Origin of the sequence: Virgibacillus sp. Bac330 (genome assembly GCF_003667845.1) — a bacterium.
Classification (GTDB): Bacteria; Bacillota; Bacilli; order Bacillales; family Amphibacillaceae; genus Virgibacillus; species Virgibacillus chiguensis.
Genome location: NZ_CP033048.1, coordinates 3,266,860 through 3,291,991, shown reverse-complemented (window position 1 = coordinate 3,291,991; position 25,132 = coordinate 3,266,860). Strand labels below are relative to the sequence as shown.

Here is a 25,132-nt window from a genome sequence, read left to right as displayed (position 1 = left end):
CTTCTTTTAGTATAATTTAAAGGAAGCCTTTTAAATTATCTTTTGTAGAAAAATTAACAAAAGTCGCTCTCTTTTGCTTAAAGCCCACAGCCTTATGCAAATACTTAGTACACACTTTAGTAGTCATTTCTCGCAGCTGATCTGGCGTATATTCCCACACGCCAGATTTATTTTTATGCTGCCACTTATATGTAGTTTTTCCAATCCGTTTAATATCCAAATGGTATTGGCTATACAGTTGCTTCTTAGTGGCAGTTAAATCTATTCCAATAAGTCTAATGGCTTCATCCGTAAAATCCAGATAAAAGTCCAGATCGTGAAAACCATCAAAATATTGCTGGTCGTGTTTAAATACAGCTATCGCAAGAGGCATGGCTATAAAGTTTCAGCGAGTTGCTTGAGTTCTTTATTCATGTTATCACCTTCAAGAACATTTGTTCTTATTGTAGGAAACTAACTACTTTTTATCAATTGTAATTTTTAACAAGACGATTAACATGAAAAAGATGGTTAGATCAAAAACGGGGCGCACATTTACCATACTCAGCGCATCCCCCAAGAAAGGCATAGTAAAAGTTACGATAATGGCTGTTATGAAACAAAGTATAACTATAATAAAGACTTTTTGTAATGAATTCATAATAACTCCTTTAAACTTGTCGTTGCTTATTTTACTAACGAAACTGCTTGAAAAAATCAAACCTATCAACAATCTCCTTAAAGCTTCCCACAGCAATAATTACTGATTTATTTTTAAAACAGTAATAGTGCGTAACCGTATGTGCGTCATCCATATAAACGTGGTCATTTTGATTGAATTTTTTATTACACACTCCACAGTGCATATTATCGCTCCCTCTATATAGTTAAAATATCTTCCAAATGCTCTTGTTTTCTTAGAATTTCATAAACATCCACTTTGGGTTTGGATAGTGGGGGTGGAGCGGTTATTAGAATACAGAATATTCTAACGTAATTCTAGCCATCCTAACGACCAAATAGGTAGTATTTGGTAAAAAGTGGTATAACCATGCTTGATAACTCCACACTTCTTATGGTCGCTCACCCTCCCATATATCACGGGATTGGTATCCATACATTCCCTCGTCCTGCGTATCCACAAGGTGGAGGTCGGAATAAGCTCCTTTGCTGGGTCTGGCCCGAATGGAAAAAATAAGCTCCGACTCCGCATTATTGGTGTTTGTATATTCTAAGTTTCTAAGGGCTTTTTGTTGCTATTTCTTTCTCATACAGCTTAAGCTGCCTGTAATGTTTCTATCTGAGGTAAACCTTTTAATAACTTGCTTCCATCAAATTCACACTGTTTTTGGCCAATGACAAACAAGACACGTAATAACTTTCCACACAACGCAATCAGCGATTGTTGTTTCTTTAACGGGTTTTCCGGACGGGTCGTGTAATACTTATGCAAGGCTTGAAACGTCGGATTATTCGCTACGAGCGGCCGTATCGCTAAATAGATCGCCTTTCGCAGCTTTTTCCGCCCTCGTTTCGTGATTTTCGTCTCCCCTTTGAATTTCCCGGAACTGTGCTCCCGCAACGATAATCCAGCCATATTCACCAGTTGTTGTGGATGATGATAATTTGATAGATCTCCTACTTCCGCGAAAAAAGCAGCCACTGTGGTTACACCTAACCCTTTGATAGCCAACATCTCTTTGGCACCTGGTATCTCTTCTAGAAGCGTCTTTATTTCCTGATTCAGCTCTTCCAATTGGTCTGCATAAAGCTCATATTGGTCTAATAAGCTGTGCAGTTCCCTCTTCGCAAAGCGCAAGCCAATTTCAATACCAATACTTTTCTTTGCTTTTTCTACCAGGCTGGCAGCACGTTTGATGCCAACACCACGCTTCACAACCGTTTTCCATTCTGCCAGTATATCTTCTGGCGTTTTGTCACGAATGTCAGACGGAAATGGAAATGCCCGCAACGTATATAACGCAGTTTTTCCATCCCAGTCTTTAAACACATCGTTAAACTCTGGAGAATAGCGCTGAATATTGTTCTGAATGCGTCCTTCTGTAATACCCTGTTGCTTGATGAGTTGATCTCGTAATTTGATTGCTTCTCTTAATTCAGCATAGATGCCATCGAGAAGGTTTGGTATAGAGTATCTCCCATCTTTCACAAGCTGGGCAATCACACGCGCATCTTTGGTGTCATTTTTTGTTGGCGAGTTATCATCCAATTCTTTGGATTTCTTGACATGCATTGGATTGACCAACACAAAATCATAGTCCTTACTGGCAAAATAATAACCTAAACCCATCCAATAATGTCCTGTTGGCTCAGCTCCTATAATCACATGCGTTTTATCATTTTCTTTTTGGAGCTTGGAAATCCAATCGATGAGTAGTTCAAAGCCTTCTATTCGGTTTTCAAAGATCAATCTTTTCCCAAATTCATAACCTCTGTCGTCCTGTGCTCGCGCTACATGTTTGTCTTTGGCAATATCTATTCCTACTACAAGGGTAGATGGTGTGACTTGAGAAATTTTGTGATTTTGATTATAATTCATTGGTGAGTCCTCCTTGGTATCTTTTTATTTCGGAGTCATGATCATGACATCCTGTACTATACCAAGAGGGCTCTTTTTTGTTCAAACCTCAAATTTCTTCATTACAGGAATGCTCCTTTAATAATATTGTTTTGACAGTAAGTACCAAATTCCTTTCGACTTGAAAACGAACAAAAGATCGTGTAAAATAAGAACAAACGTTCTAGTTAGGGGCGAATAATAATTAAAAAGGAGATGTAATTTATGATCGGCAATTCAATACAACTAGTTAATGAATTAAGAGCAGAATTTATGGAAAGCGATACAGTTAAAGTTTATGAAGAATGGGACAAAGATATTATATTAGACTTTTTGGAGTACTCTGTTTCCAGTAATAGTATTTTTCCGGTTTTGAATATAGATAGTACCAAACCTAACTACAATTTTGATGGTCAACTTTTTCAAACAGTTAACCCAAATGGAAGTAGGTGGAAAGCTATTCCTTCACGCATTGCAAACGATGGTCACTGCAATTTTGAAGTTGTTTCTTATGATAGTGATTCAAAAGAGTATAAATTTCAGCTTAGAACCCCAATGATACTACCAGGTGGTTCCAAACTAGCGTTTAAACATGATGGTACACCCAAACCAGAAGATAACGTTACCTTTAAAGCTATTTACAGAGTATTGTAGGAGGAGAATCAATATGATTAATATTCCTTATGATTTTTCAGCCTCGTTAACATTGCCAACATATAGGCAAATGGAGAGTAGAATTAAAGGTTTTAGTAATGTTGCTAATATTGGTAAAGATGAAAGTGGAAGCTACAATATGTACAAAATTGAGATGGGAAACACGGATAAACCAACTATTCTAGTAATAGCAAGTATGCATGGCACAGAATGGATGGGTGCTTTGTATAGTATGAGATTTATGGAAGAAATAAGAGATAATACATTTGCAGACAAGGCATTTAGATCTGACTTATTAAAGAGTTTCCACATTGTATATATTCCGGTTGTTAATCCATATGGTTTTGATAGAACATCTAATAATGAAAGTAATAATGTTGGAAGGTATAACGTTAACGGTGTTGATTTAAATAGAGATTTTAGTGATTTTACACAAACTGAAACGCAAAATGTTAAAAGAGTGATGGACTTTGAAAAACCTTTTGCCTTTCTTGACATTCACATGTTTGGTAGTTCTATGGATAGTAGCAATGGGAAGAATTTAATTGTTGGAAATGGCCAGTATGAAACTGATAAAATCAGAAATTTGATAACTGATTCCTTAAGTTTATTTGCAAGACAACCAGTAGTAAGGTGGCCAGGTTTTGATAGGCTCTTGCGAGGATTAGCACGAAGATATATGCGTGATAGGAGTAACCCTCATACAAAACATACGCTTTCTTATATAACTGAAATAGTGAGACCAAGAATGTTAGATAACGGATTAGATGCCCCTCTAAGTGATGAAGAAATAATGAATTACGGTATGGCTTCACTATATTTGTTTTTCATAACTTCGATGGAATACTATCGACAACGGAAAGTGGAATTGGATAATAAGCAAATTTTAGCGTTTCAAAATCAAACATATAAGCTTTCTAGATGAAAAGTATATGAAGTTTTCTAGACATGCCTCGTTGTATTTGAGGCATGTCTATTTGATGTGTGCCAGGCATGCACACATTCTCTAGGGTTCAAGTCCCGAACCACGAAGGCAGTAGTAGTGGTTAGCCTAAGACAAGGGTGTCTGGGGTGACCCAGAATCTGAAGGAAGTCGGCGGCAAATCTCCGCCCTTAGGAACACGAACTTCATAGAAGGCTAGGTGTACTTGGATGAGACTGCATAACAAGTCAAAGTCCTTACTGCCAAAGGGTACACAGAGTAAATGAAGTGGGGATATGGAGAGGAAGAATGTGTGCTTAAAGAAGAAAGAGCCATTCACGTAGGAGTTAGATATCATGTTGGAAAGCATTCTATCACGAGAAAACTTAATATGTGCACTGAAACGTGTCGAACGTAACAAAGGAAGCCACGGTGTGGATGAAATGCCCGTACAAAACCTACGAGCGCATCTCATGGAACACTGGGCTTCCGTTCGAGAACAACTCGAATCAGGTACCTACTATCCTCAACCCGTTCGCCGTGTTGAAATCCCGAAACCAAACGGCGGAGTGAGGAAGCTAGGAATTCCTACCGTGCTAGACCGTTTCATCCAACAAGCAATCGCACAAGTTCTAACAACCATCTATGACGCAACATTTTCTGAACATAGTTATGGTTTTCGCCCAAACAGACGAGGACATGACGCGGTTAGGAAAGCGAGAAGCTATATGAAAGATGGCTATCGCTGGGTTATAGACATGGATTTAGAGAAATTCTTTGACAAAGTACATCACGACCGATTAATGAGGAAACTGAGCCAAAAGGTCAAAGATCCGAGAGTACTTAAACTTATACGTAGGTATCTCCAAGCTGGCATTATGGAGGACGGAATCGTTCAACCAAACACAGAAGGAGCCCCTCAAGGCGGACCATTAAGTCCGTTGCTATCCAACATCGTTTTAGATGAGCTAGATAAAGAATTAGAGCGAAGGGGGCTCCATTTCGTCCGTTATGCGGACGACTGTAACATATATGTTCAATCGAGGAGAGCGGGATCGCGAGTGATGAAAAGTATCACTACATTTATCGAAGGAAAACTCAAATTAAAAGTAAATGAACAGAAAAGTGCAGTAGACCGCCCATGGAAGCGTAAATTCCTAGGATTTTCTTTCACATTCCATAAAGAGAACCCAAAGATTCGGGTTTCTAAAGAAAGTATCAAACGCTTTAAACAGCGTGTCAGAGAACTAACTTCAAGAAAGAAGTCTATGAATATGCAGGATAGAATCGCAAAGCTAAATCGATACTTAGTAGGTTGGCTAGGCTACTATCAGCTAGCAGAGACGCCCTCTATATTTGAAGTTTTGGATAGCTGGATACGAAGAAGGATGCGAATGATACGCTGGAAAGAATGGAAGAAAGTCAAAACAAAATACAAGAATTTAATAAAACTTGGAATTAGTAAAGGAAAAGCATGGGAGTGGGCAAACACGAGAAAGGCTTATTGGCGTATAGCTAAAAGTCCGATCTTACATAGAGCATTAGGTGATCGATACTGGTCAAACCTAGGCTTAAAGAGTCTACATAAACGATATCAAACTATGCGTTGGACTTAAATGAAACCGCCGTATACGGGTACGGTGGTGTGAGAGGTCGGGGGTTAGTCGCCCCCTCCTACTCGATTGAAAGGTAACTTGACAAGATTGAAAGCGCATTATAAAATGAAATTACATTAACTTGTACGTACGAACGTACGAGTTGTTTTTAGAATGGAGGAGATAATTTGAAAATTTTAGGTATGTTATATGGTATGGCTATTGGAGACGCGCTGGGAATGCCTTCAGAGCTCTGGAGCAGGCGTAAGGTGAAAGATTATTTTGGAGAAATAACAGAATTTTTGGATGGACCTAAAGAAAATGATGTCGCTTGTAATTTTACGAAAGGGCAATTTACAGATGATACTTCTCAAGCATTACTAATTTTAGATGCCTTAAAAGAAACAAAATTTGTCCCAAAAGAAGAAATTATTGCTAATAAATTGCTTGAGTGGGCTAATCGAACAAAAGCATTTGATAATAATATTTTAGGGCCAAGTTCCAAAGCTGCATTATTTGCGATAAAATCAGGTGAAAATAAAAAATTAATAACAGATAAAGCATTAACCAATGGTGCATCTATGCGCATAGCTCCTATTGGTGCGCTATTTCACCCCAAACAAAAACAAGATTTAGCCGAGTATGTGTATCATGTAAGTAAGGTGACACATTCTAGTGATGTGGCTGTAGGTGGTGCAGCTATGATTGCTTATGCAGTGAGTGCGGCAATATTTGATAAACCATGGGATGAGATTATTAACGGTTCTATTGATATTTATCATGTAGCGAAACAGCGAGGAGCTGAAACATTTACTGCTTCTATGCCAGAACGTTTAAGATTAGCAGTTCATTTTGCCGATTCGCATAAAGGTAATCAAGAAGCATTTTGCCAAAGAATATACGATGTAATAGGCTGTGGAACAACGACAAGTGAATCTGTTCCGGCAGCTATAGCAATAGCTTATTATGCAAGAAATGTTAAAGATTGTGCTTTACTATGTGCAAATATAGGTGGCGATACAGATACAATTGGGGCGATGGCTACTGCTATTTGTGGAGCCAAAGAAGGGTTTGAAAAAATAAACCGCCATTGGGTTGAAATGATTAACAGTGAGAATGATATAAACCTTACTTATTATGCAAAACTATTACGTGCAAACAAATTCTATGCAAAAGGAGAGTAAACCCATGGAGCAATCAAAAGAAAAATCCATTATCCTATCTCAAAGTGAGAAAACTGCGAAACCGAAAGATTTATTTTTTATTTGGTTTGCTTCCAATATTGGAATATTAGGTATTGTGTATGGAGCGATAATTGTTGGTTACCAGTTAAGCTTTCTGCAATCTCTGTTAGTGGCGATACTTGGACCTCTTTCATTTGCGTTAGTTGGATATGCAAGTTTAGCTGGGCGAGATAGTGGTGCACCAACATTTGTCTTATCAAGAACAGCTTTTGGTTTTAAAGGAAATTTCATTCCAGCCTTGGTAGGTTGGTTTGGTCAAATTGGTTGGTTATCTGTTAATGTAACTACGGGTACATTAGTACTTTTATCTATTTTTAATGAATTAGGCTTTTCTTCTAATCGTTTTTTAATATTTATCAGTTGGCTTTTATTTGCAACGCTTGTTCTTTTTTCTGTTTCTTTCTCACAGGAAACATTAGTAAAAGCTCAAGCTTTCTTTACGTACGTATTTGGAGGATTAACAATTTTTGTATTAGCTTTTCTTATACCAAATACGAATTGGGACAAATTATTTGCAATGGAATCAGGATCTTGGTTAACTGGTTTTTTACCAGCTTTAATGTTTGTTATTATTGGTACAGGCTTAACTTGGACGAAAGCGTCCTCTGATTATAGCCGTTATCAAAGTAAAGAAAACTCCTCTCTTTCAATTATATTTCATGTAACAGCAGGTGCTTTTATCCCCTTATTTTTAATCATTAGTACAGGTATATTACTAGCAACAGAAGTAGAAGGGCTTGCTGCTGCAGAAAATCCGATTACGCTAATTGGAAGCGTTTTACCTGAATGGATGACATTAATTTATTTAGTGGCTGCACTTGGTGGTTTGACGCCGATGTGCTTCATTGGACTAAAGTCTTCTAGATTAATCTTAGCTTCATTTAATTTACAAGTTAAAGATTCAACTGCAATTACGATTCATGCCTTCCTAATTACTATTATTCCTTTATATGTTTTATTAATCTCAAGGGACTTCATGGGGAATTTTCAGCTTTTTTTAAGTTTTTTAGGGATTGGATTGGCAGCTTGGATATCTATACTATTAATTGATTATACATTAATCCGAAGACGTATTGGTTATAGTAGAGATCTATTAGAAGATGCAAAACGAAATCCGATAAATAAAGGTGGCGTAATAAGTTGGATACTTGGTGTAACAAGTGCGTTAGTATTAATGAATTATTTAGATGCTAGTAACTATCTTCCAATTACAATTATTGTTAGTGGAGTAATATATATAATTTTTATGTATCCTACAATAAAATCAGTTCAACGAGGTGGAGGAAATGGAAGCAGCTTATAAAATGAAGAAAATCAACTCCAACAAGCGCGCATTGATTATTGGTAGCGCCGTTATAGATGTAGTTGCCAAAATTAAAACATTACCAATATCTGGAGAAGACATTGCTGGAGAAATAATGGAAAGTACCGTTGGCGGATGCGCTTATAATGTTGCGAATGTATTAAGCCAATTAAATGCAAAATACGATCTACTTGCCCCAGTTGGAAACGGAAAAAATGCTGATATCATAAAAAAAGAGTTTATACAAAAGGGTCACCAGATATTGATTTCAGATAACAGTATGGATAATGGCTGGAACTTATCATTAGTGGAAGAAAACGGAGAGCGAACGTTTATTACTTTTAGTGGGCTCGAAGATAATTGGAAGGAAGAATGGTTTACACACACGTCTTGTAAACAATATGATTATATTTACTTGTCAGGCTACTCATTGGAGCAGGATAAAGAAAAAGCGATTATTAATTTTTTAAAGATGCACGGTAATTCAACTACTATCTTGTTTGATCCATCACCAAGGATTACTGCTATTTCATCCTATGATTTAAGTGAGCTTTTCAAATTAGGACCCATTATTCATTGTAATAATCATGAACTGTCAGCTTTAATGGGATCTTCTAATAGAATGCATGCTTTAGAAAAGCTATATGAGCAAACTCAAAATGACATTATCGTAACTCTTGGTGCTAAAGGAGCAGCTTATTACAATGGTTCCTCTATTATTAAAGTTGCAGGTATAAAAACAAATATGGTGGATACAATTGGCGCAGGTGACGCCCATACAGGAGCCTTTTTGGCAGCTTTGTTGGATGGGAGCGATGTTAAAACCGCTTGTATATGGGGAAATATTGCCGCAACCCAGGCGGTATCTATACAAGGAGGAAATGTTCAGCTTTCCTTTTGAGAATTTCGATTTGTCAACTTAAGAGATCAAATGCAAATCACCTAGATAGTTTAAAAATCCTAGGTGTATTTGTATTTTACGTTCAGGGGGTGGGATAATTATTCATGGCGCCGTAATTAGGCAATGCTTCTGAATTTCTGTTCCTAATTGCTAAGCACTTAAGGTTTTTATACAATTTTTTTTTCATTTTCGTTACTCATAAATGTATGATTTTAAAATGTATTAATAGAGTCATTCCACGCGTAAAATTATTTTTCTTCAAACTCTACACATACCTCGAATTTTACTTTACATAAGAATTTATGATATAATTGAATAGTTTTTCTGATATGTGCGAAATATAGTATGATTCAAGAATATATATATGCATGAAGAAAGGCGCCGTCATATGGTAAGTGAAAGCTCAAAAAGTTTCGGGAAAATATTACAAATGCAAGTTGTTTTTATTGCTGCTTAAAGCATAAACAAAACATGTTCGGCTTTCTAGTATAAGCAAAACGATGGCGTTTATCGCTAGAAAGACTTGGCGATAGCCAAGCTTTTCTAATACAATATGAATCCTCATATTCTTCTTTTCTTACTTTTTGAGTGTTACACTATGACAAAAGCATTAATTATTCCTACAAAATAGAGGAGCGTACGTATGCAATTAAGAGAAGATATTCGTAACATAGCGATCATAGCTCATGTGGATCATGGTAAAACGACGTTAGTAGACCAGTTATTAAAGTATTCTGGTACTTTCCGAGATAATGAGCATGTGGATGAACGAGCGATGGATTCTGGAGACATTGAACGAGAACGAGGAATAACGATACTGGCTAAAAATACAGCCATTAAATATAAAGATACGGCAATTAATATTTTAGACACGCCAGGTCACGCTGATTTTGGTGGTGAAGTGGAACGGATCATGAAAATGGTGGACGGGGTAGCATTAGTGGTTGATGCTTATGAAGGTACGATGCCACAAACACGCTTTGTACTAAAGAAAGCACTGGAACAGAAGTTGACCCCGATGGTTGTGTTAAATAAAATTGACCGTCCAAATGCGAGACCAACGGAAGTAGTAGACGAAGTATTAGATTTATTTATTGAATTAGGAGCAGATGATGAGCAGCTTGAGTTCCCGGTTGTCTATGCTTCCGCGTTAAATGGTACCTCAGGGTATGAAGCTGATGAGCAGGAAGAAACAATGGATCCGGTTTTTGAAACGATACTCGACCATATTCCTGCACCAATTGATAATCGTGATGAGCCATTACAATTCCAAATTACATTGCTTGATTACAATGACTATGTAGGTAGAATAGGAATTGGTAGAGTTGTACGAGGAACGATAAAAGTTGGTCAACAAGTTGTAATTCTGAAAAAAGATGGCACGCAAAAATCGTTTCGAATTACCAAACTGTTTGGATTTATTGGCTTGAAACGGATTGAAATTCAAGAAGCCTTATCCGGAGACGTTGTAGCAGTTGCTGGGCTAGAAGATATTAATGTAGGAGAAACGGTTTGCCCGCAAGATCATCCAGAAAGTTTGCCATGGTTGCGCATTGACGAACCAACCTTGCAAATGACGTTTCTTGTAAACAATAGTCCATTTGCTGGCAAAGAAGGGAAATACGTTACTGCAAGAAAAATTGAAGAACGCTTGTTAAAACAATTAGAAACGGATGTAAGTCTGCGTGTCGATCCAACGGATACACCAGATGCATGGACTGTATCGGGACGTGGGGAACTGCATTTGTCTATTTTAATCGAGAATATGCGCCGTGAAGGTTTTGAACTGCAGCTATCTAAACCAAAAGTAATTATTAAAGAAGTGGATGGCGTGCAATGTGAACCCGTTGAACGTGTACAAGTGGATGTGCCTGAAGAATATACAGGCCCAATTATGGAATCACTCGGTTCCAGAAAAGGCGAAATGCTCGATATGGCAAACCAAGGAAATGGACAAGTACGCTTGGAATTTAAAGTGCCTTCTCGTGGACTGTTGGGCTATGCGACGGAGTTTATGTCACAAACACGTGGTTATGGTATTTTGAACCATACGTTTGAAGGTTATGAGCCTGTTATTAAAGGGCAAGTAGGTGGAAGAAGAGAAGGTGTACTTGTTGCTTTAGAAAATGGAAAAGCCTCCACTTATGGGATTATGCAGTTAGAAGATCGGGGTGTTATTTTCGTCACACCTGGAACAGAAGTATATGCAGGTATGATTGTAGGGGAACACAATCGTGACAATGATTTAACTGTAAATATTACAAAAGAAAAGCATTTAACCAATGTCCGTTCTGCGACGAAAGATCAAACTGCGACGATTCGTAAATCACGTAATATGTCATTGGAAGAAGCCTTGCAATATTTAAATGAAGATGAGTATTGTGAAGTAACGCCTGAATCCATTCGACTACGGAAAAAGATTCTTAATAAAAATGAACGTGAAAAAGCAGCAAGAAGAAAATAAATAAATGTTTGAACACGACTGTTTTGTGAAACAGATATATGTAATACTGCAAAAACACCGAAAAGGAAGGATTTTTCGGTGTTTTTTTACACTATAGAACCATGTAAAGCTGGTCGTAGGAGATTTGATATTTTAATTTACAAATGCGTGGTCTAACTCCACCGTCTTTAGACGGTATCCGCTTTTAGCCTTATCTTTTTTGTCCATACTAAGTGAAGAGGTGAAAGTATGGAAGGATATAGAAAAAATAGTCATGCTGTGTATGATATTAAGTATCATGTCATATGGGTGACAAAGTATAGATATAAGGTTTTGGGCGGGCATATAGCGGTGAGAGTGCGTGATTTGATAAGACAAGGTTGTGAAGCCAGAGGAATTACCATATTGCAAGGAAGTGTTGGGAAAGACCACATTCATTTATTATTATCTTGTCCTCCAAGTATTGCCCCAAGTAAAATATTGCAGTATCTAAAAGGAAGATCATCGAGATTATTGCAGGATGAGTTTCCAGAACTTAAAAAGAAATATTGGGGGCAGCACTTGTGGGCAAGAGGATATTTTTGTGCCACCGTAGGAACGGTAACGGAAGAAATAATAAGAAATTATATAGCAAATCAATTCAATGAAGGTAAGGACGAAATATTCAGGATAGAAGAATGAGTTTAGTCTAGCTTTGAGGATGCTTTAGCTAAGGCCTTTGAGCAGGACTTTAGCCTGGGAAACGACTTTAGTCGTCGACATTTATGTCTAAATCCACCTGCTTTAGCAGGTGGTCGTTTAAGGTATGTTAAAAAAAGTGTATGTTATCATAAGTAATGAAATATTTATCGCATTTACATTATTCTTTTGTAACTTCAGCTACCTATTTTGTTCTCCATAACAACGACGAATCAGCTGAAGTTGTAATGCTTAAATAGGGGAAGAGGAGATTAAGAACATGCAAAAATTATGGAAGCGCGTTCGTTTTTTATTTACATTTCACCGGTCCATTCCTTTCTTTAAGGATTTTTTTGCGTCGAAAGAGGTAAGTTTGACTAAAAAAATTTTCTTTGTATTGCTGATCTTAGGATATTTTATTTTCCCTTTTGATATTATCCCTGACTTTATCCTAGCATTCGGAATTATTGATGATGTGTCCATTGCTATATTTTTATTGCAATGGATGGTAAAAATGGCACCAGAAGCAATAAAGGAAAAATATTCTTTTTAAGGCTGCAAAAAAAGTTGTGCTACTTATTTTAGATGAAAGACGCAGAGCATCCGTATAGTAGTATAGTATAGTATAGTAAATAGAGCGAATCAACGGAGAGATAAAGAAATCATAGAGAGGTAACGAATGATGGCTTATCGTAGAGCGATGAAGTGAAGTCACGTAATCGTGTGGCGATGAGCAAATGTGATTCTATTTCGTTAGCTACAAGCACCTTACTTTATACTTTTGTATGTTTCATAGAAGACGGTGACTTGAAGGGCGATGCTTGATGGTTTTTAAACAATAAACCTGTAAAAAAGCAGACATCTTGGTTAGAAATGTCTGCTTTTCGATTATCTAAAAAGGTTTGTCAGTAAGCAATAGAATTTATTCGTTGCTTTCTTCATCATCGTCAGGAATGTATTTAGTAAAATAAGCAGCACAAATAAGGAAGACAAAAGTAAGCCCCCAGGAAACAACACCACTCCATTGGGTATTTATTCTTAATCCAACTACTAAGATAACTGCACTTAAACCAACAAAAAAAACTGTTAAGTAACGTTTCACGAACAACACCTCAATTACAAACTTCAACCTACCTTATCCTATGGAAAAGTATAAATTTCTAATCTTCATGGAATAGGTAAGATGGCAGCTTTTCCATAACCATTTGACGCTAAACCAAATTTATAAACAATCAGTGGGGAATGAAAGAAAATCATTCCTGATTGAAGATTCACTTTATATGTACATTGTAGCATGTGAAATTGAAAAATGAACCTAATATATCATGCAGAAGCGTGTCCAATTTCCATTTAAAGTGGATGCGTTTATTTCGTACTATGGGAAGTATATCGTTTTTAGGGTTATCGTATAAGCAAAACGACGGCGTGTCATCGTCATCAAAACGAAAAGCCTAGTAAGATATAAGGTGCTGAAGACGAACGCTTAACTATGGAAGTAGAGATAGTAAGCAGTATTTCCTAAAAATGACCCCATATCTTGTTGATATGGGATCATCCACTTGATTCAAACATCTACATACAGTGTAATAGGAGTTATTGACCAGCAACGTCGCGCTTTGTGAAAAAAATCCATGACAGTAACATGAAAATGGCATAGTATACGACTAATACTGCTATAGAGAAGCCCATTGTATTATCTTCAAGCATGAGGAAGTTTCCATCCATATATTGGCTTAAGTCCGTGTGCGCGAACAAAATATATTTTGCCCATTCTTTATCAGCAAAGAAAGTAACAATGGAGCTTGCCCCCATCATAAGGAAGATAGCAATACCTATTGCCAATGAACTATTACGGAAAACAGCAGAGATCATAAACGCAAATGTAGCCATCATTACAAGGTTCACTAGTTTGAAACCAAAGCTAGTAAATATATTAGCTACTAGTGATATGGTTTTAAAACCATCTTCTCCTTCTACCACAATAGAAGGGTTCCAGTCGCCAATTCCAAAGAAGATTGCTCCAAAAATCCACATGAGTACGAGTGCGAATAGGGCTGTATAAAGGGCGAATAGTAAGACGGTAATATATTTGGATAATAGGATGCCACTTCTGCTAATTGGACGAATTAATAATAATTTAATTGTGCCCCAACGAAATTCGTTGGCAACAATTCCGGCAGCAATGATAATTGTAAATAAACTAACAATCGATAGAAAGTCTATATTTTCATCAACAAAAGTCCAAACTGTATATGGGGCGGGCTGGATATCATTTTCCAAGTAATAATTATTTTTAGCAATGATGGAATTATTGTATTCCTCAAAATCTTCATATTCTTCCATCTCTTTCTGTAATTGTTCATTTTCTTGCTTTAACTCTTCACGCCAATTGTCATCGTCATACTCGCTTTTTAGCCCATCTAAACTATTGGTTAATAGAGCTAAACCTAATATAAGAACGGCTAAAATAATATACATGATCCAAGTTGATTTACGAATAAAAATTTTCCCTTGTTCATTTTGAATTAGTTTTAACATTCTACTCAATCGTATTCTCTCCAATCAGTTCAAAGAATTGATCTTCTAGCGTGCCTTTTGCAACATTGACTTGATAAATGTCACAATCATTTTCTACTAAGCTTTTAATAACTTCTGGAACTTGCTCTTTTTTACAGCGGAAAGATAAATTACCATCAAGCTCAATGGATTCCAGTTGGAAATTTTCATTTAAAATTTTCATCGCCTTATCCATTGGTGTAACCTCAATATGGTGAATGACTTCTTCATTATCTGTTTCCTCACCGACGTTTTGAATTTTAATGATCTCTCCGTTTTTTATGACACCGATACGATCACACATTTGTTCAATCTCAGAAAGCAAGTGACTAGAGATAATAATTGCCACGTTCTCTTCTTGAGCAAGTTTACGTATATGATCGCGTATTTCTCTGATGCCGGCTGGATCTAATCCGTTTGTTGGCTCATCCAATATGAGTACAGACGGATTATGTAAAAGCGCTTGCGCTATTCCCAGTCGTTGGCGCATTCCTAAAGAATATCTACCGACCTTTTCGTGAATTGCTTTTTCAAGACCGATAAATTTGACTACTTCATGTATCCGTTCTTTTGTTACGCCTGGCATCATCCGAGCATAGTGTTTTAAGTTTTGCCAACCAGTTAAAAACGGGTACATTTCCGGATTTTCAACGATGGCACCGACTTCTCGTACGGCATCTTTAAAATTGGATTTTATACTGTTTCCTTGGATCAGGACGTCGCCCTCTGTAATACTCATTAATCCAACCATCATGCGGATTGTGGTCGTTTTACCAGCTCCATTTGGTCCGATGAAGCCAAATACTTCCCCTTTTGGAATGGAAAAGGATAAGCCTTTAATAATTTCTTTTTTGCCAATTGTCTTTTTTAAATTGACTAATTCCATTGCAGCTGAAGACATTATGTAACCTCCAATTTATTTAGTTAATAGTACGTACGTTAGAAGTGACAAATTTGTTTCAAAAAAATTCCCAGTTTGTTCAAATAATATTTTGAACAAACTGGGGAACGTGATAAAAAGCTTAACCTTTTAGTTCGGGATTATTGTACTTCGCTTCTTTTACGCGCGTCTGACGATACCCACCAGCGATATCAGCTTGTTTGAAATCTTTGCTGTAATGAATTTCTTGCGCATCTGTTAGCTGCTTATTTTTAGTTGGTTGATATTGCGTTTTTCGCATGTAAAAATCCTTTCTATAAATGTATCTTATGACTTTTTTGAGTAAAATAGTTGGTTTGCTATTATCACTCATAGATTAACCATTCCCCAATTACAAAAAATCAAACATAGAAAAGAAATTTGCGTTATAATGTGATAGGATAATGTGCTCATACAAAAATGATGAAATGGTAGAAAAATAAAACAACTAGAGCAAAGGAGCATATAAAATGAAACGAAATGGTGTTATTGTCTTAGCTATTTTTCTAATTGCGTTTAGTTTACTTGCAGGATGTAATGATACTACGGCTAGTGAATCAAAAGGTGAGTCTAAAGAGCATGAAGAAAAGGCGGTAAAAGTAGATAAAAGACAGCCCCCGAAACAAGAAATTACTATTGCTGCAATTGGAGATATGCTAATTCATAGTCAAGTGTATGAAGATGCAAAAACGGAGACGGGATATGATTTTACACCAATGCTGAAAGAAGTAAAACCGTACCTTGAGGATGCTACGATAACCATTGCAAACCAAGAAACGATGATTGGCGGAGAAGCGATTGGTTTATCCTCGTATCCAACATTTAATAGTCCATTTGAGGTAGGGGATGCTTTAAAAGATGCTGGCGTTGATGTTGTAACATTAGCGAACAACCATACCCTTGACAAAGGAGAAAAAGCTATTCAACGAGCTATCGAGCATTGGGAAAAAATTGATTTGATGTATACAGGTGCTTATAAAAATGAAGTGGATCAATCTAAACTGCGAATCCTCGAAACTGCAGAAGGCATCGATGTAGCTTTTCTTGCTTACACGTATGGAACGAATGGAATACCTGTTCCTGAAGGGAAAGACTATCTAGTAAATGTAATAAATAAAGAGCAGATGGCAAAGGAAATAGAAAAAGCGAAGCAACAAGCTGATGCCGTCATATTAAATTTACACTTTGGAACGGAATATCAAATGCTACCAAATGAAAACCAAAAGGATCTAGCACAATTTGCTGCTGACCAAGGAGTGCATGCCGTCATTGGTCACCACCCGCATGTGTTGCAGCCTGTTGAATGGGTTGAAGGTAAAAACGGCAATAAGACGTTTGTTGCATATTCATTAAGTAATTTTCTATCTGGACAGGACGAGCTGTATCGTCGATTTGGCGGAATTTTGAAGTTTACGTTAACGAAAAGTGAGGATGAAGAAATAGAGCTTCATACACCCGCATTTTTACCGACATTTGTTCATTACAAGGATGAAGCCAACTATCAAGTGGTACCAATGAAACAGGTGACAGATAAAGAATTAGAAGGCGCGAAACACTATTATAAAGAGATAACGGATCATATGCGGAAGTGGTTGCCAGAGTTAGAGATTATTGAGCCGTAAAACGTGCTGAAGGAAGAGTTGGTGGTTTTTGCAAACATGTCGTTGTACTTTTGGATAGTGGTTGATTGTAATGAGGAACTGCATGTTCTTTTCTTTTGATATTGTTTGATTTCTTCTGCGAAAAACTTTTAAAGTCAGGGGTTCTCACAGTTGTTGTGAGAGCTCTTTTTTAATTACCTTCCGATTTAGGAAAAAAACCCCTTGCGCGAATGAAAATAATTACTCGAAAGTTTGATCGAATGGTGCTATAGCATGATAAACTGATGTTATAATAATTAGAATTATAAACACAAGAGGATGAAGGAGAGGATGGAAGGGTGGATATAAGATTTAAAAAAAAGATATAAAGCAACTAATAAAAATGAGGTGGGATTTTACAATCGAATACGATGAAAGTAAGAGGAACGCATCGTATTATAGCTTTGAAAAGCAGTGTCAAATTTTTTTAGAAAATGCAATGAATAGTAGTCAATGGTTTATTTGGGTTGCTGAGGAGAATGAAAAAGTTATTTCACATATTTACGTAGAATTAATACAAAAAGTACCACGTCCAGGTCGAGTAACCCATCCGTTTGCTTATATGACGAATGTATTTACAATTCCAGAATATCGAAATAAGGGTGTTGGAAGTAAAATGCTCAAAACAATAAATAATTGGACGAAAGAAAATAACTATGAGTTTGTTATTGTGTGGCCAAATGATGAATCTATTAATTATTATAAGAAAAATGGTTATGTCCATTGTAAAGAACCTATGGGATATTTCCCTTCCTAACTTCGAGAATTATTTTTATGCAACGCTAGTGACATATACTGTAATTAGTATATTGATTTTTAAAAAAACTCAACTGAAATAGTGGTGTTGACAAATTGAAAAAGATGTTCACTGGTCTATCAATCACCCTTTTTGCATTTTCATTCTTTATGACAATCTATCTTTTTTTAGATTGGAAGTTAGCTTTTTTTGAGCGCTTATATGAAATAAATATGTTTACACCTCTTTTAATGAGCTTGTTAGGAGTAATAAGCGCTTGTTTAAGTTTCAAAGGAACTACACGGAAAATTTTAATTTTAATGAATTCCTTACTGTTAATATACTTTGGTTTATTAAGTCTAATTGGTTTATTTGGCTTTCAAGAACCTTAAAAAATAATTAACTCAATAAAACTTGAAATGACTGTAGATTTAATGGTCAACAACGTCGAATCATTTTTAATCTAAAGGCTGCAGCGATAATGTTAGCTTCGTACCAAGAAACGTGGTCTATCGAAGAGATAATGAAGATAACGAATATTAATTGTTCGAATCGAATCGCATAGTTCGAATTTCCACGCACGTTTCATCACAATCGAAGTCAGTAGGGGACAACACCGATAAGCTCATTTGTATCGCTATCCACAAACGTACGGAATTTCGCCCGCAATGGCATGCGGTTATAAATTGTCGGATTTCCTTCTGTGTCTTCAATGTATTTACGCACCACCGACTAGCATGGCGAAATTATTAATCACTTGAAAGTATTCGCCCATCTCGCGGGGCTCGCTGCACTTGGCATTAGTAAAATAAAATTTTGACGAGAATGTACCGGTCTTGATGAAATATGTTTTGTCATCTTCCCGTCCAAAATGGTCAAAGATGAACTGGGTGAACAGGTTTTTATCTGCTTGAGACATTTCTGAATACTCCAAACGGATAAACTGAGTCATTTCGATTGGCAAGCGAATGACTTTGGTGTTCGGGCTTTTCAGCTAGGAATTCCTCATTCCAAGTGCCTTTTGGATACCAGGTGTATAAACTGTTCGTTTCCTAGTAAAACGGTCGTATGCTTTCTAGCTTTCCTGATCTGGAACACCTTCTAGGTCTATGACTGTTGGTCTACATCGTAGCCGTATGTTCTTGCAATGAGCCCTTACGGATTGCTCGGCGGGTGACCGGAGCCTGGAATTGTTTCGCCATTTCCGCGAGTAAGTTCTTCGACGGATAGTAAGCTCCTTCATTTAGACGAACGGGCGATTGTTTATTTTCCATGAGAAATCTCTCCAATATGTACGAATAGGTTTGTTCAATTTATCTGTGCGCCATGTCGCACTAGGTGCACATCGGGAGGGATTTTATGTGCGCTTATTACGTAACACACATATAATGAGTAACAAGTAATTGGTTGGATGGGCATTCTCCTCATCCACCGTCACATTCAGATGTACGGTCGTCCCGATAGGGCACCGATATAATTCTAAAACGTTTCCATTCACTTACGTCAATCTTTTCACCGGTCTCCCAATAACTCAGGTCAGTACTTTTTAGAACAGTAGTGTCGGGTAAACTAGTTGGTATTAAATTGCGCCCATTTGTATATACTATGTGTATACAATCGTTTGGAAAGGTGGTATAATAATGACAAAGAATAGTAAAGGAGGGGTTCGTGTGACGACAAAAGTTCAAAAGTGGGGAAATAGTCTTGCCGTTAGAATACCTTCCAATATGGCAGACGAAATAAAAATAGTCCAAGGCACCGAAGTAGAGCTTAGGGTTGAAAATAGAGAACTTAAAATTGTACCAGCAAAGAAGAAACAAACACTGGAAGAATTGATGGCGAAGATAACGTCTGAAAATCGCCACGATGAGATTGATTGGGGGAAAGCCGAAGGAGCTGAGATTCGGTAATGGAAATACCAGACAAAGGAGATTTGATTTTACTAAATATCAGTCCGCAATCAGGTCACGAACAGGCAGGGTATCGACCAGCTTTGGTTCTGTCACCAAAAACATTTAATGGAGCATCTTTTTTAATGGCTTGCCCCATCACATCCAAAGAAAAAGGGTATCCATTTGAAGTTAAAATTCCGGATGGGTTGAACATAAATGGCGTGATTCTGACGGATCAGCTCAGAAGTTTGGATTGGCGTGCCAGGGGTTTAAAAATAGTAGATAGAGCACCCACTGAAACGGTCGAAGAATGTATAGATTTGATTTCAACAATTTTAGTCAATTAGATAACAAAGCTGTACTTGTATTAGTATGGAGTCATGTGTTTTCACAACCAAACTCGTTACCTTGTCCGGTTTTAGTTTTTATAGACTTTATTGAAACTATGAATCATTTTGCTCCTTGCTATATATGTTGGTTGTTTAGCCAAAAAGTAGAACAAGGAGCTTCGGCTGGCATGATTCACTAGCCACTACGCCAATATGAAAAGGGAGCTTAAGCTAAACTAAATATGCTATCATGCCCGCCATTCCACGTAAAGCTTTCTAACTACCTTCTACTTAAATACCAGAGACAAGAGATGCGTATTTCGCCGGTTGGAGTCAATTCCTTTACCCTTGTTGCTCTTTTCTTTTTATCATAGACGCAATAAAATAGAAAATAAGGGACAAGACGATAAAACTGGCTGTTGGTAGTTGCATTGATGGTCCGAAATGTGGCACGAATCGCATAACAATGACAAATAACGTAATAAATGCTGTTGCTCCTAGCCAAGCTTGAATCAATTCGATCCACTTATTCGTTTGTTTTCCCCCAAACGTCGAACGTTTTAACCACCAGAATACCGTTTTAATAAATAGATAGAGGATAACCAGATAGCATACCAGTATTGTGAATACGGATAGTGGATAAAATGAAGTTGCTACTGAACCTATACCAAACAAATAATACATAGCTAAGTTAATGAGTCCATATAAAAGACTGAACATACCTAGGGTTTGAAAAATGATTCTGATAGCAAATGGTATCTGCTCTTTATAATTTTCTCTAGGAAGCTCTTGAATTAGCTCTTTACAGTAAGCTTCTGGGTTATAACCGAAAATATCTGCTGCGTTTTTTCCTTCTGACTGTGCTTGTAGTAAATGTTCAAGTAGTTCCAGGAGTAATTCTTCTGTCTGTTGTTCTGATTTATTACTAGCTGAACGGATATAAATGAGCATGTTTTCATAATAAGCCAAATTTGCTTCATTTAAATGCGTACGTTTTTCGTTATTTAATTCAATTAGTTCTTTTGCATTCATACGTCTTAACCTCCTTGGTGGACAATGTTGTCAACGGGATTTTTGATTGCCTCCCATTGTAAATAAAATTCCTTTAGTGCTTCGTTTCCGTCTTCAGTTAATTGGTAATATTTTCTTTTTGGCCCAGCTTCTGATTTCCTCATTTCTCCGATAATTAATTTTTCCTTTTGTAATCGCAACAGAATAGGATAAATAGAACCTTCACTAATGTTTTCCAGACCATATTCTTGTAATATAACGGAAATTTCATACCCATATGTAGGCTGTTGGTGAATAATTGATAAAATACAACCTTCTAATATTCCTTTTAACATTTGACTACGCAAAGACATAAATTTCAACCTACCTTGTATAACATGCTAGCAGTTTTATAAATAAGCTACCTTGTTATACAAAGTAGCTTATACAAATATTTTACAAACTTTATCTATAAAATACAACCGTTATTTGATATGATTATTTTATCCGTGTTTGCATGAATAAGTAATTAAAAAAATAAACTAGTAATGCAATAGGCAAAACGAATAATTTTTTACTGGATAAATGGGAAGTAGATTGTAATACGAAAAGGTTTATATATACTTTTTGCTTGCACTTGCGAGTTTAGTAGAAAAAATTGTTGAACTATGGAAAGGTGATTAACAGTATGGAATGGAAGAATATTTACCGAGGTATGATAATGGGAGCCAGTGATGTTATCCCAGGCGTAAGTGGGGGGACCATTGCTGTTTTATTAGGTATTTATGATCGACTCATTGCAGCAATTAATGGATTTTTAAGTAAGAATTGGAAACAACAATTAGGGTTTTTAGTTCCACTAGGAATGGGTGTTGCCATTTCAATATTGACATTAAGCCATGCGATTAATTGGTTGTTTAAACATTACGCCGGACCGACACAGTTCTTCTTTTTAGGGCTAATTATTGGTATACTGCCTTACTTGTTTTATAAAGCAAATGCTAAAGAAACATTTAAAGGAAACCATATCTTGTTGCTAATAATTGGTTTAGTGCTCGTAGGCTCGATGATGTTTTTAAATACAGGAGAGCAAACGATTATTACAAACATGACTACTTCAACGTATCTATTGTTGTTTGCTTCTGGAATTATTGCCAGCAGTGCTATGATTTTGCCAGGAATTAGCGGCTCATTTTTATTATTAATTTTTGGTGTCTATCGCACTGTTACAAATGCAGTTACGGAAATTAAACTCGACGTGTTGGCTGTTACTGGTATTGGGATTTTAATAGGACTAGTTTTTATGAGTAAAATTGTCAATTACTTTTTCAAAAGATATACGATCGCTACATATGCTATTATCATTGGTATGGTAATTGGTTCCATTTTTGTCGTATTTCCAGGTTGGCCTGCATCAATATATTTAGGTTTGCTTAGTATTGGTGCTTTTGCAGCAGGTCTTACTGCCGCTTATGTATTAGGAAGAGTCGAGTATGTGTAAGCAGATTATAAGACAAATAACCGAAGAGTCGCTACAATGAACATTAGTTACGGAAGGGGGATGAAAGAATGAAACGTTTAACAACGGAAGCTGCTTTTCAAGAAACAATTAAAAGTGACAAGCCGGTCATTATTAAATTTTACGCGGATTGGTGTCCAGACTGTAAACGATTGGACATGTTTATTGGTGATATTATGGACGAATTTAATCAATATGCATGGTATGAAATAAACAGTGATGAAGTGGAAGGTATTGCACAAAAATACGATGTGATGGGCATTCCAAGCATCCTTATTTTTCAAAATGGCGAGAAAAAGGCTCATCAGCATAGCGCCTATACGAAAACGCCGGAATCAGTTAGAGAATTTCTTGAGCAACAATTAGGTTAATACCAAAGGCGTAGGCACCGATTTAGCAACGTAGCGAATGGAAAGTAGCAACGAAAGGTAAAGAGCCCTGCTACGAAACATGGATATGCCGACGATGAGAAGCAAGCCGGTTCTTAGACAGCCTTCCTTAGCCATGAACCGATGATAACTTCGCTTAGGGCAATGAGGTGAGGTGTCCTAGTTCTGTGCGCTGAAGCTAGACGTGGCTATTCTAATTATATAATTTCCCATACAATAGAAAAAGAGGCTATTGCTACAGGCGATAAGCCTCTTTTCTATGTGAAAGAATCCGACCTTAGCAGGGGAAAGTAGTTGCAGAGAAGCTTTTTCATACAAACCGTTTTATGATACCCTCTCAAGCCCGTGCAATACGAGTTAATGTAACGTAAAAGACCACGTACTGTGCGATTCTTCTATATATAATGTTGTATTGGCTAATGATAGTTTCGATTTGGCGGGAAGTTTATAGTACGTAGAAAGAAGCTGATTCGTTAAATGTATGTTTACCTGTTCAATAATTTGTTCGTTTATAAAAGAAGTAGGATGTGATTTCTCATATCCTTTTTCCCATTCAATAAGAAAGGGCATTGGATCATCTGCTTGAGGGAATAACATTTTCCAAGCTAAAGGTGTGCCATCCGGTTTCTCTCGCCTTCCTAGTATAGGCCCAATTGCAGGAATAGATGCTTGTTGAAAATAGGCGTGGAAATCTTCCATGTCATTCGTTCTGAATGCGATTTGGACCACTCCTTCTTTATCTTGTTCTAGCTCATGGACAAGTTGTACGATTAACGGATTATTCGCTTTTTCAGCTAATTTTTTATCAAAAACGCCAAGCCATTCTATGTAGCAATCATTGGCAAAATAAGCTAAGTAATTATGTGTCCCCCAATTTTTATGCTCTCCTCCTGGAACGATTTCTACATGATATTTGCTAGAAAAATCCTTTGCTGCTTGTTCGGGATTCTTTGCACCAATAACAATATGATCTAATGCCAGCATCATGATACCTCCTCGTAATTGTCTTCATTTGATTTGTGTTTCATGTCGATTACAATGCACAAAAAGAAGAATTGTCGTGATTTAAGGATTCTTAGTCCACGCGCTTTTCTTTATGTATTTTCGTTCATGTTTTATTTGCATGATAGGAAAGTAAAAGTTTTTAAAGGTTTATAGTATGAAAAGCTACGGTAATTATCTTTGGTGATAGCCAAGTTTTTCTAAACATTTCGTGCAAGAAAACAGTCTTTTGAATATTCTGCTACAACTAAGTATAATAGAAAAAAATGAACTTTGGAAGGAAGATGGAAAATGAGTAACCCACTATTAAAGGAATTTACGCATGAAATTCATACAGAGAGACTACTTCTTCGCTTGCCTCTTCCAGGAGATGGAAAAGCTGTTTATGAAGCCGTTCAATATAGTAGACGAGAATTAAAGCAATGGCTTCCTTTTGCTCAAAAAGAGCAAACATTAGAAGAAACCGAGGTAAATGTACGGGAAGCACAAATTCAATTTTTACAACGAGAAGATTTACGTTTTCATATTTTCGATAAACATTCGAAAGTGTTTTTAGGTTGTACGGGGTTACATCGAATAGATTGGAGCATTCCTAAATTTGAAATTGGCTATTGGGTTGACACTAGACATCAAGGGAAGGGGATTATTTCAGAGGCGGTGAAAGCTTTAACGACATTTGCTTTTGAAGAATTAGGTGCAAATCGAGTGGAAATACGTTGTGATGAAAAAAACGAGCGTAGTCGGGCAGTTCCTGAAAAGCTAGGTTTCTCATTAGAAGGAATTCATTATCATGATGCAAAAAGTGTGGATGGCATAAACTTACGTAATACTTGTGTGTATGCTAAATTAGAATAGAAACAGAC

The 25,132-nt window shown here is 36.8% G+C and carries 26 protein-coding genes; 16 read left to right on the top strand and 10 right to left on the bottom strand.

All coding sequences use genetic code 11. The features are described 5' to 3' along the window. Positions 1-16 precede the first annotated feature (16 nt). Both D9780_RS15360 and D9780_RS15345 read right to left on the bottom strand, forming a co-directional pair. Complete coding sequence (locus D9780_RS15360) at positions 17-373, bottom strand: YhjD family protein (RefSeq protein ID WP_121640687.1); 357 nt, start codon at positions 371-373, stop codon at positions 17-19. Between the two features lie 882 nt (positions 374-1,255). Then, positions 1,256-2,539, bottom strand: a complete 1,284-nt coding sequence (locus D9780_RS15345; protein ID WP_121640684.1) for an IS110 family RNA-guided transposase — start codon at positions 2,537-2,539, stop codon at positions 1,256-1,258. Positions 2,540-2,782: 243 nt separating this feature from the next. Between D9780_RS15345 and D9780_RS15340 the strand changes: the two genes are divergently transcribed. The 9 genes from D9780_RS15340 (at position 2,783) to D9780_RS15300 (ending at position 12,850) form a co-directional block, all read left to right on the top strand. Further along, on the top strand, positions 2,783-3,211 hold the full coding sequence (locus D9780_RS15340; protein WP_121640683.1) for a hypothetical protein: 429 nt from the start codon (positions 2,783-2,785) through the stop codon (positions 3,209-3,211). Between the two features lie 13 nt (positions 3,212-3,224). Beyond that, positions 3,225-4,136, top strand: a complete 912-nt coding sequence (locus tag D9780_RS15335) for a DUF2817 domain-containing protein (RefSeq protein WP_162985894.1) — start codon at positions 3,225-3,227, stop codon at positions 4,134-4,136. 350 nt (positions 4,137-4,486) lie between these two features. Further along, positions 4,487-5,749 (top strand): group II intron reverse transcriptase/maturase, encoded by a 1,263-nt coding sequence (ltrA, locus tag D9780_RS15330; RefSeq protein ID WP_121638889.1) that lies wholly within the window; start codon positions 4,487-4,489, stop codon positions 5,747-5,749. Positions 5,750-5,916: 167 nt separating this feature from the next. After that, positions 5,917-6,912, top strand: coding sequence for an ADP-ribosylglycohydrolase family protein (locus tag D9780_RS15325; RefSeq protein WP_240458706.1), 996 nt, complete (start codon positions 5,917-5,919; stop codon positions 6,910-6,912). Positions 6,913-6,916: 4 nt separating this feature from the next. Continuing rightward, positions 6,917-8,275, top strand: a complete 1,359-nt coding sequence (locus tag D9780_RS15320) for a purine-cytosine permease family protein (protein ID WP_121640681.1) — start codon at positions 6,917-6,919, stop codon at positions 8,273-8,275. Continuing rightward, a complete protein-coding gene (locus D9780_RS15315) occupies positions 8,259-9,176 on the top strand; it encodes a PfkB family carbohydrate kinase (RefSeq protein WP_121640680.1) in 918 nt (305 codons plus the stop codon). The genes D9780_RS15320 and D9780_RS15315 overlap by 17 nt, the downstream gene beginning before the upstream one ends. A 643-nt stretch (positions 9,177-9,819) precedes the next feature. Next, on the top strand, positions 9,820-11,640 hold the full coding sequence (typA, locus tag D9780_RS15310) for a translational GTPase TypA (protein WP_073007137.1): 1,821 nt from the start codon (positions 9,820-9,822) through the stop codon (positions 11,638-11,640). A gap of 228 nt (positions 11,641-11,868) precedes the next feature. Further along, positions 11,869-12,300, top strand: coding sequence for an IS200/IS605 family transposase (tnpA, locus tag D9780_RS15305; protein ID WP_121640679.1), 432 nt, complete (start codon positions 11,869-11,871; stop codon positions 12,298-12,300). Positions 12,301-12,577: 277 nt separating this feature from the next. Next, positions 12,578-12,850 carry a YkvA family protein gene (locus tag D9780_RS15300; protein ID WP_073007139.1) on the top strand — a complete coding sequence of 91 codons (273 nt, stop codon included), beginning with the start codon at positions 12,578-12,580 and terminating at the stop codon, positions 12,848-12,850. A 369-nt stretch (positions 12,851-13,219) separates the two neighbouring features. On the opposite strand, the gene D9780_RS15295 is transcribed toward D9780_RS15300, so the two are convergent. From D9780_RS15295 to D9780_RS15280, 4 genes are all read right to left on the bottom strand, one after another. Next, positions 13,220-13,426: a hypothetical protein gene (locus tag D9780_RS15295; RefSeq protein ID WP_237342691.1), complete on the bottom strand. Its 207-nt coding sequence runs from the start codon at positions 13,424-13,426 to the stop codon at positions 13,220-13,222. Positions 13,427-13,890: 464 nt separating this feature from the next. Next, on the bottom strand, positions 13,891-14,835 hold the full coding sequence (locus D9780_RS15290) for an ABC transporter permease (RefSeq protein ID WP_371413747.1): 945 nt from the start codon (positions 14,833-14,835) through the stop codon (positions 13,891-13,893). 1 nt (position 14,836) lies between these two features. Further along, positions 14,837-15,754, bottom strand: coding sequence for an ABC transporter ATP-binding protein (locus D9780_RS15285; RefSeq protein ID WP_121640677.1), 918 nt, complete (start codon positions 15,752-15,754; stop codon positions 14,837-14,839). Between the two features lie 121 nt (positions 15,755-15,875). Further along, a complete protein-coding gene (locus tag D9780_RS15280) occupies positions 15,876-16,034 on the bottom strand; it encodes a YfhE family protein (protein ID WP_116278384.1) in 159 nt (52 codons plus the stop codon). Positions 16,035-16,242: 208 nt separating this feature from the next. Here D9780_RS15280 and D9780_RS15275 point away from each other — a divergent pair, with 208 nt between their 5' ends. Continuing rightward, positions 16,243-17,394, top strand: a complete 1,152-nt coding sequence (locus D9780_RS15275; protein WP_121640676.1) for a CapA family protein — start codon at positions 16,243-16,245, stop codon at positions 17,392-17,394. Positions 17,395-17,755: 361 nt separating this feature from the next. Beyond that, entirely contained in the window at positions 17,756-18,169 is a 414-nt protein-coding gene (locus tag D9780_RS15270; protein ID WP_121640675.1) for a GNAT family N-acetyltransferase, read from the top strand. 697 nt (positions 18,170-18,866) lie between these two features. On the opposite strand, the gene D9780_RS15260 is transcribed toward D9780_RS15270, so the two are convergent. Further along, positions 18,867-19,067 (bottom strand): hypothetical protein, encoded by a 201-nt coding sequence (locus tag D9780_RS15260; protein WP_116278388.1) that lies wholly within the window; start codon positions 19,065-19,067, stop codon positions 18,867-18,869. Between the two features lie 721 nt (positions 19,068-19,788). Between D9780_RS15260 and D9780_RS15255 the strand changes: the two genes are divergently transcribed. Both D9780_RS15255 and D9780_RS15250 read left to right on the top strand, forming a co-directional pair. After that, on the top strand, positions 19,789-20,058 hold the full coding sequence (locus D9780_RS15255) for an AbrB/MazE/SpoVT family DNA-binding domain-containing protein (RefSeq protein ID WP_121640674.1): 270 nt from the start codon (positions 19,789-19,791) through the stop codon (positions 20,056-20,058). Then, complete coding sequence (locus tag D9780_RS15250) at positions 20,058-20,387, top strand: type II toxin-antitoxin system PemK/MazF family toxin (RefSeq protein ID WP_121640673.1); 330 nt, start codon at positions 20,058-20,060, stop codon at positions 20,385-20,387. The genes D9780_RS15255 and D9780_RS15250 overlap by 1 nt, the downstream gene beginning before the upstream one ends. A 324-nt stretch (positions 20,388-20,711) precedes the next feature. On the opposite strand, the gene D9780_RS15245 is transcribed toward D9780_RS15250, so the two are convergent. Together D9780_RS15245 and D9780_RS15240 are read right to left on the bottom strand one after the other, a co-directional pair. Further along, complete coding sequence (locus D9780_RS15245; RefSeq protein ID WP_121640672.1) at positions 20,712-21,401, bottom strand: DUF1129 family protein; 690 nt, start codon at positions 21,399-21,401, stop codon at positions 20,712-20,714. A gap of 5 nt (positions 21,402-21,406) precedes the next feature. Further along, positions 21,407-21,733, bottom strand: a complete 327-nt coding sequence (locus tag D9780_RS15240; RefSeq protein WP_121640671.1) for a PadR family transcriptional regulator — start codon at positions 21,731-21,733, stop codon at positions 21,407-21,409. Positions 21,734-22,047: 314 nt separating this feature from the next. Here D9780_RS15240 and D9780_RS15235 point away from each other — a divergent pair, with 314 nt between their 5' ends. Both D9780_RS15235 and D9780_RS15230 read left to right on the top strand, forming a co-directional pair. Then, on the top strand, positions 22,048-22,860 hold the full coding sequence (locus D9780_RS15235; protein ID WP_121640670.1) for a DUF368 domain-containing protein: 813 nt from the start codon (positions 22,048-22,050) through the stop codon (positions 22,858-22,860). A gap of 68 nt (positions 22,861-22,928) precedes the next feature. Next, positions 22,929-23,249 carry a thioredoxin family protein gene (locus tag D9780_RS15230; protein WP_121640669.1) on the top strand — a complete coding sequence of 107 codons (321 nt, stop codon included), beginning with the start codon at positions 22,929-22,931 and terminating at the stop codon, positions 23,247-23,249. Positions 23,250-23,624: 375 nt separating this feature from the next. On the opposite strand, the gene D9780_RS15225 is transcribed toward D9780_RS15230, so the two are convergent. Continuing rightward, entirely contained in the window at positions 23,625-24,254 is a 630-nt protein-coding gene (locus tag D9780_RS15225; protein ID WP_121640668.1) for a VOC family protein, read from the bottom strand. Positions 24,255-24,560: 306 nt separating this feature from the next. On the opposite strand from D9780_RS15225, the gene D9780_RS15220 reads away from it, so the two are divergent. Further along, positions 24,561-25,124 carry a GNAT family N-acetyltransferase gene (locus D9780_RS15220; protein ID WP_121640667.1) on the top strand — a complete coding sequence of 188 codons (564 nt, stop codon included), beginning with the start codon at positions 24,561-24,563 and terminating at the stop codon, positions 25,122-25,124. Positions 25,125-25,132 lie beyond the last annotated feature (8 nt).